12 protein-coding genes and 1 riboswitch are annotated in these 15,313 nt (G+C 38.9%); of the genes, 11 read left to right on the top strand and 1 reads right to left on the bottom strand.

Going from position 1 to position 15,313, the window contains the following annotated elements; genetic code table 11:
* Nucleotides 1-616: 616 nt before the first annotated feature.
* The 8 genes from ML543_RS12655 to ML543_RS12620 all read left to right on the top strand — a co-directional run bounded on the left by ML543_RS12655 (nt 617) and on the right by ML543_RS12620 (nt 9,301).
* On the top strand, nt 617-1,768 hold the full coding sequence (locus ML543_RS12655) for a D-alanyl-D-alanine carboxypeptidase family protein (protein WP_243387789.1): 1,152 nt from the start codon (nt 617-619) through the stop codon (nt 1,766-1,768).
* Nucleotides 1,769-2,001: 233 nt separating this feature from the next.
* A riboswitch (cyclic di-AMP (ydaO/yuaA leader) is annotated at nt 2,002-2,141 on the top strand.
* Between the two features lie 172 nt (nt 2,142-2,313).
* Nucleotides 2,314-3,558 (top strand): dicarboxylate/amino acid:cation symporter, encoded by a 1,245-nt coding sequence (locus ML543_RS12650; protein WP_243387788.1) that lies wholly within the window; start codon nt 2,314-2,316, stop codon nt 3,556-3,558.
* Between the two features lie 443 nt (nt 3,559-4,001).
* Complete coding sequence (locus ML543_RS12645; protein WP_243387787.1) at nt 4,002-4,757, top strand: FixH family protein; 756 nt, start codon at nt 4,002-4,004, stop codon at nt 4,755-4,757.
* Nucleotides 4,758-4,870: 113 nt separating this feature from the next.
* Complete coding sequence (locus ML543_RS12640; RefSeq protein ID WP_243387786.1) at nt 4,871-5,173, top strand: metal-sensitive transcriptional regulator; 303 nt, start codon at nt 4,871-4,873, stop codon at nt 5,171-5,173.
* A 14-nt stretch (nt 5,174-5,187) separates the two neighbouring features.
* Nucleotides 5,188-5,394, top strand: coding sequence for a copper chaperone CopZ (copZ, locus tag ML543_RS12635; RefSeq protein WP_243387785.1), 207 nt, complete (start codon nt 5,188-5,190; stop codon nt 5,392-5,394).
* Between the two features lie 82 nt (nt 5,395-5,476).
* Nucleotides 5,477-7,879: a heavy metal translocating P-type ATPase gene (locus ML543_RS12630; RefSeq protein ID WP_279326663.1), complete on the top strand. Its 2,403-nt coding sequence runs from the start codon at nt 5,477-5,479 to the stop codon at nt 7,877-7,879.
* A 409-nt stretch (nt 7,880-8,288) separates the two neighbouring features.
* Nucleotides 8,289-9,053, top strand: a complete 765-nt coding sequence (fhuF, locus tag ML543_RS12625) for a siderophore-iron reductase FhuF (RefSeq protein ID WP_243387784.1) — start codon at nt 8,289-8,291, stop codon at nt 9,051-9,053.
* Nucleotides 9,053-9,301, top strand: coding sequence for a YusU family protein (locus ML543_RS12620; RefSeq protein WP_243387783.1), 249 nt, complete (start codon nt 9,053-9,055; stop codon nt 9,299-9,301). The genes fhuF and ML543_RS12620 overlap by 1 nt, the downstream gene beginning before the upstream one ends.
* Before the next feature lie 54 nt (nt 9,302-9,355).
* Here the strand turns inward: ML543_RS12620 and ML543_RS12615 are convergent, their stop codons facing one another.
* Nucleotides 9,356-9,511: a YuzL family protein gene (locus tag ML543_RS12615; protein ID WP_243387782.1), complete on the bottom strand. Its 156-nt coding sequence runs from the start codon at nt 9,509-9,511 to the stop codon at nt 9,356-9,358.
* Between the two features lie 184 nt (nt 9,512-9,695).
* Here ML543_RS12615 and ML543_RS12610 point away from each other — a divergent pair, with 184 nt between their 5' ends.
* The 3 genes from ML543_RS12610 to ML543_RS12600 are packed head-to-tail and all read left to right on the top strand — an operon-like array spanning nt 9,696 to nt 15,100.
* A complete protein-coding gene (locus ML543_RS12610) occupies nt 9,696-12,080 on the top strand; it encodes a 3-hydroxyacyl-CoA dehydrogenase/enoyl-CoA hydratase family protein (protein ID WP_243387780.1) in 2,385 nt (794 codons plus the stop codon).
* 16 nt (nt 12,081-12,096) lie between these two features.
* Nucleotides 12,097-13,275 carry an acetyl-CoA C-acetyltransferase gene (locus ML543_RS12605; RefSeq protein WP_243387779.1) on the top strand — a complete coding sequence of 393 codons (1,179 nt, stop codon included), beginning with the start codon at nt 12,097-12,099 and terminating at the stop codon, nt 13,273-13,275.
* Between the two features lie 40 nt (nt 13,276-13,315).
* Nucleotides 13,316-15,100: an acyl-CoA dehydrogenase family protein gene (locus ML543_RS12600; protein WP_243387778.1), complete on the top strand. Its 1,785-nt coding sequence runs from the start codon at nt 13,316-13,318 to the stop codon at nt 15,098-15,100.
* Nucleotides 15,101-15,313: the final 213 nt, after the last annotated feature.

Genomic DNA, 15,313 nt, shown 5'->3' with positions numbered 1-15,313 from the left:
GCGCTTTGCGCTTTTTCTGTGAAAATAAAAATTACCTATGAGCTGAATGAAAGATCATGATAGGTAGATGGTAGAAAGGAAACCCCGGGGAGAATAAATTTTCATGTCCGGGGTGTGAGTGTAAAATCATGTATGTTTCTTATAAAATGGTTCATTTCCGTGGCGGAGGATTTCCTTAGGAAAGGTTTGTCTTAGCAACTAGTGAACTACGATAAGTCGATAACTGCTATTTTTAGTGCGGGAGTATCTCTCCTTCGTACAACACTGGGCAGTCAACTCCGCTTTTCTAATAGTATTTCAACTTGTAAGCTTGTGTTGTCCCAGAAGGATTAGCCGCTACCTTCCTTTCATTCTAAATCGATATAGAGAAAACCGGTATCTTTCCTCCAGAAAGCACTTTTCCCCTCCTCATTTACAAGCAAATCTAGTCAAGAATCACCTTCGTCAAAAATGATATAAACGCTTAAAACTTGGGGAATATTTCCGATAAATATAGTGTATGTTTCAGACCGATTGCAAGAAACAAACAGTTTTTTAACAATTGATCAGGAGTTCGTCAACTAGGCGAATTTTAACGATATGATGAGTAACAGACGAATGACGAAAGGTGAATGGGATGAACCGTTTATTAGTTTCAATTCTCTGCTTCTTAGCGGCTTTGTCGATAGGACAACCATATTCATCCGTGTATGCGAACGACGAAATAAGTATTCAAAGTGAATCAGCCATTGTGATGGACGCTAAAAGTGGAGATGTTCTTTACGAGAAAAATGCGAATGAACAAATGTATCCGGCCAGCATTACGAAAATTGCAACGGCGATATATGCGATTGAAAACGGGAATTTAAATGATTTAGTGACCGTATCAGAACGGGCGAGAAATGCGGATGGTACAAGAGTCTATTTAGAAGAAGGAGAAGTTGTTACACTCGACAAGCTCATAAAAGGAATGGTCATTAATTCAGGGAATGATGCAGCCATTGCGATAGCGGAGCACCTAAACGGAAGTGTCGAAGCCTTCTCAGATGAAATAAACGATTATTTAAAGGAAGTCATTGGGGTCACGGATACCCATTTTGTCAATCCAAGTGGGTTATTTGATGAAGATCACCAAACGACAGCATATGATATGGCTCAAATCACACAATATGCTATGCAAAATCAAACTTTTCGCCAAATCTTTCAAATGAAAGAGCTACCGTGGGATGGTGAGTCGTGGGATACAACGATTATAAATCATCATAAATTATTAATTGATTCCTCCTTCCCTTATGTTACAGGGGGGAAAACAGGGTTTGTTAGTGAATCTGGCCACACACTTGTAACTACTGCAAAAAACGACTGGATTGATGTAATTGTTGTAACTCTTAAAGCTGAATCTAGTAGAATCGCTTATAATGATACGATTTCACTACTCAATTACAGCTTAAATGGATTTGAAACTGTATCGATTGAAGCAGGTACGAAATATGAGGTAAACATGGACCAACAGTATGAGCTTAAAGATGAGTTATCTTATACGAAAAAGAGACAGGAAGTAATAGAAGAACTCATTGACGAAAGCGGCGAACTTTCCATTATTGGTGAAGGTGAACGTCTAATTAAAAAAATCGCACTCTCGATCGTCGAAAAGGATGATGAGAAGCCTGTAGAGCAGACTGTTAAAGCAAACGGTTTAACAGGTCAATATAGCATAGTTTTAATGCTGTCCTTTGCAATGGCTCTATTTTTAACAGGATATTTTTTCCTTGATGTGCGTAAGATGTGAAATTCGTGCTTGTTGGCTGGTAGAGACATTTTTACTGTAGGGGCTCTCCTCTATCTTCTAATACAAATAAAATATAATGATCTACACTATGTAATGGAGCTTAATGTTAACAAAAGCAATAATCTATATGAAAACGACCTTTCATTGACCTTGAATACTTTTGAACAATTAACCCTTTAACGAAAAAAATATTTGAAAAATAATTGAGTCAAGCTAAAATAATATTATATGTATATAAATGACCGCTGAATCCCTTTAGGGAACGGGGGAACCAATGAATGCTATTTATAGCATTGGGGTGAATCTTTTTAAAGTAGGATACTCTTCGATCCGAACCCGACAGCTAACCTCGTAAGCGTAGGAGAGAGACTTGACTTTGGATTAAACCACGGGAATCTCTCTCGTGGTTTTTTCGTTTATTAGAGGTAATTCTAATGGAATAACGTGTTGTATTTACATAAGAATGGGCATCGAAACGTTCTTCTAATAGAATGAAACTCTAAATAGTAAATAATAAAATCTGTTTTTCTAAAGGGAGGTCATATATGAAACTAACAGGGAAAATTATCGTTGGTTTAATTGCAGGTTTAGTCGTTGGTCTAGTGTTAAATGCTACTTCTCCAGATTTGTTTAACACATTAGATGCGTACATTTTTACTCCACTCGGAAAAATCTTCTTAAACTTAATTAAAATGCTTGTTGTACCAATCGTATTCTTTTCCATTACGCTTGGAGTTGCAGGTCTAGGTGATCCGAAAAAGTTAGGGAGAATTGGTTTGAAAACGGTTTTATTCTTCCTTGTGACAACAGGAATTGCCATTACAATCGGAATATCGCTTGCTTCTGTTGTCCAGCCAGGAAACATCGGATCTTTTGATACGTCTTCTGTTGAATATGAAGCTAAGGAAGCACCATCTATTAGTGAAACATTGCTTAATATTATTCCGACAAACCCAATTCAAGCAATGGCTGAAGGGAACATGCTCCAAATTATTACGTTCTCCATCTTTATGGGGCTAGGAATTTCGATGCTAGGAAAAAAAGCTTCGACGTTGATGAAGTTTGTTGAACAAGGTAATGAAGTTATGATGTACCTTGTAACACTAGTCATGAAACTTGCTCCATATGGTGCATTTGGTTTAATCGCAACAGCTGTCGGAAGTCAAGGATGGGATGCGGTAAAAGCAATGGGGTTATACATGATTGTCGTAGTTGCCGCCCTTTTCATTCACGCAGGTGTAACGTATAGCGCAGCTGTTTACTTCATCGGGAAAATGAGTCCGATTCATTTCTACAAAAACTTTTTCCCTGCCATGAGTGTGGCATTTAGTACATCAACGAGTAGTGGTACTCTACCAGTATCGATGGAAATGGCACAAAAACGATTAAAAGTACCTGAGCCTATTAGTAGTTTTGTTCAACCTCTAGGTGCAACCATTAATATGGACGGTACAGCTATTATGCAAGGTGTTGCGACGATTTTTATTGCCCAAGTATTTAATGAGCATTTAACGATGGCTCAATTGTTAACAGTTGTCATTACGGCTGTTTTAGCAAGTATCGGCACTGCAGGTGTTCCTGGAGTAGGTCTCATTATGTTGGCGATGGTTTTAAATACCGTTGGTTTACCAGTAGAAGGAATTGCATTAATTCTTGGTGTTGACCGTTTACTTGACATGACGAGAACGGCAGTCAATATTGCTGGTGATGCAGCTTGTGCAGTATGTATCGCAGAGTCTGAAAAGAAACATGGGATTACATACGACAATCAAATGACGGAATCTATGTAATGATAAGAGTGTTTAAAAAGCCGCTGATTAAGGCTTTTTAGACACTTTTTTTTATTACAGAAAGTTTAAGTTCAATAAAGTGTTAAAGTATTCTCTTTACCGTTTTTTTTGTGTCTAGCTCCATGCGCCATCAGCTCGGGTCGCTTCGGCCCTGCTGTGGCGACGGAAGCCTCCTCGCAGGTCCTAAAGCGCCCTTCGCCTAAGGACTTGCGCTTTGCGCTTTTCTTAGATTCTAAAAGACTACGCTTCAGTAGTTGATACTTTTTGAAGTTTTTCTTCAAATTACTGTCATTACTTTGACATCAAATATTCATCTCTTTGTGACATGTACGCTATAGAACCTATTGTAACGACTTCTTAATTCATGTACGGTAATAACAGATGTTTAACATTTCAAGGAAATGGTTAAAGTGGGAAAGACAAGAGAGAGAAAGGTGATTATAATGAAAAAATTCGGTCTCATACTCCTTTTATCTTTAGGTTTAGTCGCTTGCACACAGCAGGAATCAACAGAAAATGAAGAGGTTGAAGTTCTTCCATTAGAAGTGAATTTAGCTGTCCCTGCAAATGGAGAGAAAAATGAGGAGATTACTTTGACAGCAGAAGTTTACTATGGTGATGAAAAGGTAACGGATGCGACAGAAGTGTTATTTGAAATTTGGAAAGACGGAGAAAAAGAAGAAAGTCAGAAAGTAGAAGGAAAACATTCTGAGAATGGAATTTATGAGGTAATGTATACCTTTGAAGAAGACGGAGTATATTTCGTACAATCACATGTGACGGCAAAAGATCAGCATAATATGCCGAAAAAGCAAATTGTCATTGGGAATCCTGAAGAAGCTGGATCGACTGATGAATCGCATAATGATCTAGATGAAAGTCATGAAGAATCCCATCATCATGGTGATGAAACGGTATTAATTGAAATGAACATACCAGATGCGGTTCAAAAAAATGAAGAACAGACGCTAACTACAACGGTAGAGAAGGAAGGCACAATTATTTCAGGAGCAGATGTGCGTTACGAGATTTGGATGGAAGGCGCCGAACATCACGATTGGATTGAGGCAGTAGAAAGGAATGAAAATTATTCCGCATCCTATTCGTTTGAAGAATCAGGTCAATATTTTGTAAAAGTTCACGTTTCGAATGACGAAGGACTCCATGAACATATCGAAAAATCTGTTCATGTACGATAATGGTGATTAAAAGAGGTTATGCTATTTGCATAGCCTCTTAATTTTTAGAGACGACTTAAACAATTGACATAGGTTAGGGGGGTATGGTAGCTTGATGTAAAGGGGGCGGTTCAATGGAAGAGAAGGAACTTTCACATCGTAAAAGTCACCATTCAGATAAATTTAAAAAAGATTTAACAGTCCGTCTTAATCGAATCGAAGGTCAAATTCGGGGAGTGAAAGGGCTCATTGAAAAAGATGCATACTGTGATGATGTACTAACACAAATTACAGCTATCCAATCAGCGCTTAATTCTGTTAGCCGACTATTACTAGAAGGTCACATGAAGAGCTGCGTAGTAGAACGGATTCAAGAAGGAGATACAGAAGTAATTGACGAAGTGTTAGTAACAATAAAAAGAATGTTAAAAAAATAAGGGGGCATTATATCATGGCAACGAAAGTTTTATTAGTAAAAGGAATGTCTTGTAATCATTGTGTGAAAGCTGTGGAAACAAGCGTTGGAGAAATTGAAGGTGTAAGCAATGTTCATGTTCAGTTAGCAGACGGGAAAGTTCAAGTGGATTACGATGAAAAAAAAGCTACAATATCAGCGATCAAAGAGGCAATTGAAGAGCAAGGATACGATGTAGAGTAACGAAAAACATTTTAGCGTGCTAAGTGCACGCTTTATTCACAAATTTTATATACCCCAGTATGGTATATTGGAGGTGCTACCGTTGAAAGAAAAAGAAATTTCCTTCCAAATCTCTGGAATGACATGTGCCGCCTGCTCCAATCGGATTGAGAAAAGCTTAAAGAAGATGGATGGAGTGATGGAAGCAACGGTCAATCTTGCTTTGGAAAAAGCAAATGTTACGTATACCGAAGAAAAAGTCAATGTTCCTCAGCTGATAGAGAAAATTAAAAGCTTAGGTTATGGGGTCATAACGGAAAAGGTAGACTTAGATATTTCCGGGATGACATGTGCAGCATGTGCTAACCGAATAGAAAGAGGACTACAAAAACAGGTTGGAGTTGAATCTTCATCGGTCAATCTGGCGTTAGAAAAGGCGCAAGTCGAGTATGTAAAAGGTATCATATCTGCCGACGAGATCATCGAAAAAGTTGAAAAGTTAGGGTATGGGGCCACAGTGAAAAACGATGAAGGAAATAGAGATATAAAAGAGGCGGAGCTTAAAAGGCAACAAGTAAAATTTTACTTCGCCCTCATATTATCTTTGCCGTTAGTATGGGCAATGGTTGGTCATTTTTCATTTACTAGCTTTATATATGTTCCTCCTTTATTTATGAATCCATGGTTTCAATTTGTGTTAGCTACTCCGGTCCAGTTTATCATCGGTTGGCAGTTTTATGTCGGTGCCTATAAAAACTTAAAGAACAAATCAGCTAATATGGACGTGTTAGTGGCACTTGGAACATCTGCTGCCTATTTCTATAGTTTGTATTTGACCATTGGTTCCTCAGCGACAGATGAGATGATGACCGAGCTATATTTTGAAACAAGTGCAGTATTAATTACCCTTATTTTATTAGGGAAGCTATTTGAAGCAAAAGCGAAAGGTCGTTCGTCTGACGCGATTAAGAAGCTTATGGGACTCCAAGCTAAAACAGCAACAGTCATAAAAGACGGAGATGAACAAAAGGTTCCGATAGACCAAGTAAAAAGTGGTGACATGGTGCTTATCCGTCCAGGTGAAAAAATACCTGTAGATGGAACGATAGTAAAAGGACAAACAACGGTTGATGAATCGATGCTAACCGGTGAAAGTGTTCCAGTTGATAAAAATGTTGGAGATGCAGTATTTGGAGCTACGATCAATAAGCATGGAACGATGACGATTGAAGCGACAAATGTAGGGAAAAATAGTGTACTTCAACAAATTATTAAAGTGGTAGAAGAAGCTCAAGGGCAGAAAGCACCGATTCAACGAATGGCCGATAAAGTTTCTAGTATATTCGTTCCAATTGTTGTGGCCATAGCAATCTTAACCTTTACGGTATGGTATCTAGTAGTAGCTCCAGGAGAGTTTGCCGTTGCATTAGAAAATATGATTGCTGTATTAGTCATTGCTTGTCCATGTGCACTCGGGCTTGCTACACCAACATCAATTATGGCAGGGTCGGGTCGAGCTGCTGAAGCTGGAATCTTATTTAAGGGCGGAGAGTATTTAGAATCAACCCATCGGATTGACACAGTTGTTCTAGATAAAACAGGAACGATAACAAAAGGAGAGCCACAGGTAACAGATATCTGGATCGATCACCAAGAGAAAAATCGTATTTTACACCTTGTAGCGTCCGCAGAAAATCGTTCCGAGCATCCATTAGCGGAAGCAATCGTAAAAGGAATCAACTCACAGGAAAAACTAATAGAACCCGCTCAATTTGAAGCGATTCCAGGTCATGGGATTAAAGCGACTATAGATACTCAACGAGTATTGATTGGGACGAAGAAGTTAATGCACGATGAACACATTAAAGTTCCGACTTCTGTAATAGAGAAGAAAGAAGCGCTTGAAGAAGAGGGAAAAACGGTAATATTAGTAGCTATTCATCACACCTGTGTTGGTTTATTGGCTTTGAGAGATAATGTGAAAGAAACATCTAAAGAGGCGATTCAACGGCTGCTTAACAGAAACATCAGTGTTTATATGATGACAGGAGATAATACTAGAACGGCAAAAGCCATTGCTAAAGAAGTTGGAATTCATCATGTGATTAGTGAAGTGCTTCCAGAAGATAAGGCAAAAGAAGTGGAAAAATTGAAGCAAGAGGGGAAAGTGGTTGCCATGATTGGAGATGGCATCAATGATGCGCCTGCGCTTGCTACTGCTCATATCGGTATGGCAATGGGGACTGGGACCGATATTGCCATCGAAGCATCTGATGTAACGTTAATGCGTGGAGATTTAATGAGTATTGTTCAAGCCATTAAACTAAGTAATCGAACAATGCGTAATATTAAACAAAATTTGTTCTGGGCATTTGCCTACAATACGTTAGGTATCCCAATTGCAGCGGCAGGCTTTTTAGCTCCTTGGGTAGCTGGGGCAGCCATGGCCTTTAGCTCTGTTTCGGTTGTGTTAAACGCACTTCGTCTTCAAAGAGTTAAATTATAAATTGAATGTGGAGAAAAGCAACTCGTTTTTCTCCACTTTTATTTTTGACAACTATCTATTAGGAGACAGTCATAGCTTACGGGTGGAATGATGTTAAACGAAACTAGAGCCTTACTTGTAATATGGTAAGTTCATTTGGTAAGAATGTTTGTGAACAAACAAACCAAATCAAAGATATATGACGGAAGGACTAGCTAAAATGAAGGATACCAATTTGCTCCTGCTATTGCTGAAGAAGGTCGTAGGCGTCCACCACTAAAATGAAATGAACTAATATATATTGTGTGAAAAAAAGACTGTACTCTTTGGACAGTCTTTTTTTTCTGGGAGAAATAATTGATAATGATTTTCAAAGTCGTTATAATGAAAATGATTCTCAAGTAATACATTGAATAAAAGGGGAAACTACATGTCAACTTTAACGATTGAACAATGGCAGTTATTGCAATCATTTGGTTTGACGTTCGAAACGGTTGAGTCAGAGTTATCAATTGAAAGCATTGATCTATTAGACGAACAACGGTTAAACGCTTATCTGGAAAGGATAAAATCACCACTGTCGGCAAATAAAATATCTGTCTGTGGTTCACTTTTAATTAAACGATATGGAGTATTGGCTGCGATCGGGTTATATAGCATGTCTATGTGGAATAAAGTATTAAATGTAGAATTGACTAATGTTTCCATTCAAAGTCATCATCAAAATGGAGTATGGAGTCCAAAGCTACATTTAAAAACATTAACTGTGGAAGAATTAGAAGGGAATAGAGAAGAAAAACGCACTGAATGGATAATCCGGTTATTTAAAAAGCATATCGATCCACTTATTTCAGCTGTATCTAAAATAGCGAAAGTATCACCTCGTATTCTTTGGGAAAACGTTGCGGTATACATCTTATGGATGTATGAATCCATACCTATAGAACAGCTATCTTGTAACTTGAAAAAACGAGTTACTGATGATTTTCTTTTCGTTGTAGAGCAAGCAAGAGGGGATATGTTTGGCCAATACGATCATAATCCGTTAACTCCTTTTGCCCAACCGAAACGTTTTAATGAGCAAGTTGGAAAAGAAATTCGAATGCGGAAAACATGCTGTCTATATTATAAAACAAATGACGAACAAATTAGGTGTCAAACATGTCCGGTTCAATTTACGAAGGAGGGAAAATAATGGATCAAAAGTTGGCAGAACAACTGGATGGATTAGTTGAAAAGTATACAGAATTATTATTAGGTGACGTTACGGAAGATCGAAAAGAGAAAGTAAAAGCATGGGTGATATACACATATATCGCGAAATCCATGCCTCCTCTAGTGAAGCATTGGAATGAACGATACCCCGAAGCGAAAGAAGCAATAAAGGAGCTCATTCATGAAATTAAAGAACTGAATGAAATACATCGTTCACAACAGAAATAAGAGTAAGCCACCTGATCTGTCATGGGTGGCTTTAATTATTGGCAAGAAGGTTTATCAGAAACCATCTGACCCCATATTTTCTTTTTTGTATTGCTGATTTTGACTTGTTTTCTTACCGCCACCATTCATTTCCTTTTGCGGACCTGCGTTTCCTTTTACACTTGCAGCACTAACCCCATTTTTAGATGGTTCTTTTTGTACACGTGCCACTATATCACCCCCTTTATAAACATTAAGTTTTCCTAAATGGCTAATTTTAAGCAAAAATAATGGAAAAGTATTGAACAAATTTTCGAAATATTTTATATTATAAAAGAAGAGAATTTAAGACTCATATTTTTTTAGGTGAAAAAATGAATGAGTATTCATTCAAAAGAACGAAAGGGGATACGTGATGGTCCAGCAAATTAAAAAAGCTGCGGTTATCGGTTCGGGAGTAATGGGTTCCGGAATTGCCGCACATTTAGCAAACGTTGGCATTCCAGTATTACTACTTGATATCGTACCAAATGAATTAACAGAAAAGGAAAAATTGCAAGGCTTAACGTTGCAAGACAAACAAGTTCGTAACCGTCTTTCGAATGAGGCAATAAAAAAATTGCTAAAACAAAAACCAGCTCCATTAACCTCAAAAGAGAATCTTCAACTCATTCGAGCTGGGAATTTAGAAGATGACTTAGCTCAATTAAACGAAGTCGATTGGATTATCGAAGTGGTTGTTGAGCGTTTAGATATTAAGAAAAAAGTATTTGAACAAATAGATCTCCACCGTAAACAAGGCAGTATAGTAAGCTCGAACACCTCAGGAATTTCCATTGAAGCAATGGCTGAGGGGCGTTCAGACGACTTCCAGAAACACTTCTTAGGCACACATTTCTTTAATCCTCCGCGATACTTAAAGCTTCTAGAAATTATACCAACAAAGAAAACGGATGAGAATGTATTAGCATTTATGAAGCAATTTGGAGAAGAGGTACTTGGAAAAGGTGTAGTTGAAGCAAAGGATACACCAAACTTCATCGCTAACCGTATTGGTACTTACGGACTGTTAGTCACAGTTAAAGAAATGATGAAAGGTGGCTATTCTGTAGGAGAGGTAGACTCGATTACAGGTCCATTAATTGGAAGACCAAAAAGTGCAACATTCCGTACTCTTGATGTCGTAGGGTTAGACACATTCTTACACGTTGCCAAAAACGTGTATGACCAAGTAGAAGGTTCAGAAAAAGACGTTTTTGACCCACCTGCATTTATGAAAACATTATTGGAAGAAAAACGCTTAGGAAGCAAAACAGGTGCTGGCTTTTATAAGAAAGTTGGAAAAGAAATTTTAGAGCTTAATTACGAAACGCTTGAATATGGCGAGCGTAAAAAACTGAAAACAGCTGCTACTGAGATGGCTAAGCAAGCAAAAGGGTTAAAGAATAAATTGAAAGCGCTTTTGTATTCGGAGGATAAGGCTGGGCAACTATTGTGGAATATATCAGCACCTACTCTCGTTTATTCGGCTCAGCTACGTGGAGAAATTGCGGATGATATTGTTGCCATTGACAGAGCAATGAAATGGGGATTCGGCTGGCAGCTAGGGCCATTTGAAATGTGGGATGCCATTGGTGTGAAGCAGTCTGTTGAAAAAATGAAGAAACAAGGCTTAAATCCCCCACAATGGGTAGAAGAAATGTTGGAGAAAGGATTTGAATCCTTCTACAAGAAAGACAAAGACGGTCATTTCTACTACGCTCAAGGTGAATACCGACCAGTTGAAGAAAACAAAAAGGTTATACACATTGCTTCGTTAAAAGAAGCAAAAGGAGTCATTAAGAAAAATAGTGGCGCTAGCCTCATTGATTTAGGGGATGATGTAGCACTATTAGAATTCCATTCCCCAAATAATGCGATCGGTCTTGATATTATTCAAATGATTAATTTTGCTGTAGAAGAAGTCGAGAAAAATTACAAAGGGCTTGTCATCGGAAACCAAGGGAAAAACTTTTGTGTCGGAGCGAACTTAGCAATGATTTTGATGGAAGCGCAAGATGACAATTACTTCGAAATTGATATGGTCGTTCGTCGTTTCCAAGAGGCGATGATGAAAGTTAAGTATAGCTCGAAGCCAGTAGTATCAGCTCCTTTCCAAATGACTCTCGGTGGTGGAGCAGAAGTGTGTTTACCGACTGCTAGCATTCAAGCGGCTAGTGAAACGTATATGGGTCTTGTAGAGGTTGGAGTTGGATTAATCCCTGGTGGTGGCGGAAATAAAGAGTTATATATTAAACACTTAGATAGTATGCCGAAAGGAACGAATTTTGACCTTCAAAAAGTAGCGAACAAAGTGTTCGAAACAATTGCGACGGCTAAAGTATCTACTTCGGCAGAAGAAGCTCGGACAAACGGGTTCCTTAATCAATATGACGGAATTAGTATGAACGCAGATCACCTTTTATCTGATGCAAAGCAAAAAGTTATATCACTATTTGATGCTGGTTATCGTGCACCCGTTAAAAAGAAAATCCCTGTAGTGGGTGAATCCGGCTATGCGACGATGTTGCTAGGAGCACAGTCGATGCACTTATCAGGGTATGCTTCAGAACATGATCTAAAAATCGCTAAAAAGCTAGCTTATGTTCTTTCAGGTGGTAAAGTTCCATTCGGAACAGAAGTTGATGAAGAATACTTACTAGAGATTGAGCGTGAAGCATTCTTAAGCTTAATCGGTGAGCCGAAGTCGCAACAACGTATGCAACACATGTTAGTGAAAGGAAAACCACTTCGTAACTAAGGGGAGGAGACCGGAAATGAGAGAAGCTGTTATTGTTGCTGGTGCAAGAACACCAGTCGGCAAAGCCAAAAAAGGAACATTAGCGCATGTTCGTCCGGACGATTTAGGAGCATTAGTTGTAAAAGAAACGTTGAAAAGAGCAGGGAACTATGAAGGTAATGTGGATGATTTAATTTTTGGATGTGCGATGCCAGAAGCAGAGCAAGGACTTAATATGGCTCGAAATATTGGTGCGCTTGCTGGTCTTCCACATACTGTACCTGCCATAACAATTAACCGATATTGTTCATCTGGTTTACAAGCCATTGCGTATGGAGCGGAACGAATCATGCTTGGGCATGCTGATACAGTGATTGCTGGTGGGGCTGAATCGATGAGTCTCGTTCCGATGATGGGACACGTAGTTCGTCCAAATGCCACACTAGCTGAAGAAGCTCCAGAGTACTATATGAGCATGGGGCATACAGCAGAGCAAGTGGCAAGAAAATATGGCATTAGTCGAGAAGATCAAGATGCTTTTGCGGTTCGTAGTCACCAAAGAGCTGCAAGAGCCATTGAAGAAGGAAAGTTTTCAGAGGAAATTGTGCCGGTTGATGTGACTGTAAGGTCTGTGGGAGACGACCATAAATTGACTGAGCAACATGTGAGATTTTCACAAGATGAGGGAGTTCGACCAGAAACGAATCGTGATGTTTTATCAACATTAAAACCTGCGTTTTCCATCGATGGTTCCGTAACTGCAGGGAATTCTTCACAAACGAGCGATGGGGCAGCAGCTGTAATGGTAATGGATAAAGAGAAGGCAGAGTCACTAGGGCTCAAGCCTTTAGCAAAATTCCGCTCCTTTGCAGTTGGTGGTGTTCCACCAGAAGTAATGGGAATAGGTCCTGTCGTTGCGATTCCAAAAGCACTTGAGTTAGCAGGTCTACAAATAGCAGATGTCGGGCTATTTGAATTAAATGAGGCATTCGCTTCCCAATCGATTCAAGTTATTCGCGAATTAGGACTCGATGAAGAAAAGGTAAATGTCAATGGTGGTGCAATTGCGCTAGGGCATCCACTTGGATGTACAGGTGCAAAACTCACCTTAACGCTTCTTCACGAAATGAGACGTCGAAATGAACAATTCGGTGTCGTTACGATGTGTATCGGTGGAGGAATGGGTGCTGCGGGAGTATTTGAGCTAATTTCATAAAGAAAAAAGAAATTCTTACAAAGGAATGGGAGGAATTTATATGGCGAATCAAACAGAATCCTATATCAAAGGCGGCGGGTTTATTTTAGAGGATATTTCAGCGGATCGTGTTTTTACACCAGAAGATTTTACGGATGAGCATAAAATGATTGCAAAAACGACTGAGGATTTTGTTGTAAACGACGTCGTTCCACATATTGAAGACTTAGAAAATCATCAATTTGATATTTCTGTAAAACTCCTTCGACAAGCGGGAGACTTAGGATTACTAGGAGCGGATGTACCAGAGGAGTATGGTGGATTAGGGCTTGATAAAGTAAGCTCAGCTTTAATTGCTGAAAAATTTTCTCGTGCAGGTGGCTTTTCCATTACATTCGGGGCACATGTCGGAATCGGATCCTTACCGATTGTATTATTCGGAACAGAGGAGCAAAAGCAGAAGTACTTACCTGGATTAGCGACTGGTGAAAAAATTGCAGCTTATGCCTTAACAGAACCAGGCTCTGGATCAGATGCATTAGGTGCGAAGACAACAGCAAAATTAAACGCTGAAGGGACGCACTACATTTTAAATGGAGAAAAACAGTGGATTACAAACTCTGCATTCGCTGACGTATTTGTTGTCTATGCAAAAGTAGATGGAGAGCACTTCACAGCCTTTATCGTAGAACGTGATTATCCAGGCGTATCTACTGGTCCGGAAGAAAAGAAAATGGGGATTAAAAGTTCATCTACCCGTACACTCATTTTAGAAGATGTGCCTGTTCCAAAAGAGAACTTACTAGGAGAAGTAGGAAAAGGACATGTAATCGCTTTTAATATTTTAAACATCGGACGTTATAAGCTCGCAGTGGGAGCGATTGGAGCAAGTAAGCGAGTGGTGGAATTATCCGCACAATATGCAAACCAACGTCAACAATTTAAACAACCGATTGCAAAATTCCCACTCATCCAAGAAAAACTTGCGAATATGACTTCTAAATTGTACGCAATGGAGAGCTCTGTATATCGCACAGTTGGTCTATTCGAAGATCGAATGAGTAAACTAGCTCCAGAAGAAGCGAAAGATGGAAAAGCGGTGGCGGCATCAATCGCTGAGTACGCTATTGAATGTTCGCTTGGGAAAGTATTTGGCTCCGAAACATTAGACTTCATAGCGGATGAAGGCGTCCAAATCCATGGTGGGTATGGATTTATGGCTGAATATGAAGTAGAAAGGGCTTATCGTGATTCCCGAATTAATCGAATTTTTGAAGGTACCAATGAAATCAATCGCCTTCTCGTACCAGGCACGTATTTACGAAAAGCAATGAAAGGTGAACTCCCGCTCTTACAAAAAGCGCAAAGTTTACAAGAAGAATTAATGATGATGATGCCAGAGGAAGTGGGAGATGGTGTCCTAGAGCAAGAAAAGTATTTAGTTCGTAATGCAAAGAAAGTGGCGTTAATGGTTGCTGGCTTGGCTGCACAAAAATACGGCCCTAAATTACAAAATGAGCAAGAAGTGTTAGTGAACCTAGCAGACATCATTAACAATGTGTATGCAATGGAATCTGCGGTGCTTCGTACTGAGAAGTCTATTGCAAAATTTGGCGAAGAAAAAAGTAAACAAAAATTACTTTACACACAAGTATATTGCCAAGAGGCATTTAACGAAATTGAAGCACACGCAAAAGAGTCCTTAGTAGCTGTGGAATCAGGTGATACGTTACGAATGATGCTTTCAGCACTACGTAAATTAACTCGTCACACGCCTATCAATGTAATTGAAAAGAAACGAGAAATTGCTAAACATGTGTTAGAAGAAGAACGTTACACAGTTTAATATGAACTTTGAGGTACCTGTCGATCTGGGTACCTCTTTACTTTGAAAAACTATTTTCTTATGAGTAAACATAAAAATGTTGGAAATGCTAAAGTGGGTAAATGTCTAAATGATGAATTCAATACAATTTCGAAAAAAGAAAAAATTAAAATGAACTTGTTATCCTTGATAGAAAGAATATGCTACAATACGAATAAGGAAGTCTACTAGGTG

It is taken from the genome of Bacillus kexueae, from assembly GCF_022809095.1.
Classification (GTDB): Bacteria; Bacillota; Bacilli; order Bacillales; family Aeribacillaceae; genus Bacillus_BZ; species Bacillus_BZ kexueae.
Note: the sequence above shows the minus strand (reverse complement) of the source record. Positions and strands in the feature narration are given on the sequence as shown.

Coding starts and splice junctions, on each gene's coding strand:
- ML543_RS12655 (WP_243387789.1), top strand. CDS start 617: ATGAACCGTTTATTAGTTTCAATTCTCTGCTTCTTAGCGGCTTTGTCG.
- ML543_RS12650 (WP_243387788.1), top strand. CDS start 2,314: ATGAAACTAACAGGGAAAATTATCGTTGGTTTAATTGCAGGTTTAGTC.
- ML543_RS12645 (WP_243387787.1), top strand. CDS start 4,002: ATGAAAAAATTCGGTCTCATACTCCTTTTATCTTTAGGTTTAGTCGCT.
- ML543_RS12640 (WP_243387786.1), top strand. CDS start 4,871: ATGGAAGAGAAGGAACTTTCACATCGTAAAAGTCACCATTCAGATAAA.
- copZ (WP_243387785.1), top strand. CDS start 5,188: ATGGCAACGAAAGTTTTATTAGTAAAAGGAATGTCTTGTAATCATTGT.
- fhuF (WP_243387784.1), top strand. CDS start 8,289: ATGTCAACTTTAACGATTGAACAATGGCAGTTATTGCAATCATTTGGT.
- ML543_RS12620 (WP_243387783.1), top strand. CDS start 9,053: ATGGATCAAAAGTTGGCAGAACAACTGGATGGATTAGTTGAAAAGTAT.
- ML543_RS12610 (WP_243387780.1), top strand. CDS start 9,696: ATGGTCCAGCAAATTAAAAAAGCTGCGGTTATCGGTTCGGGAGTAATG.
- ML543_RS12605 (WP_243387779.1), top strand. CDS start 12,097: ATGAGAGAAGCTGTTATTGTTGCTGGTGCAAGAACACCAGTCGGCAAA.
- ML543_RS12600 (WP_243387778.1), top strand. CDS start 13,316: ATGGCGAATCAAACAGAATCCTATATCAAAGGCGGCGGGTTTATTTTA.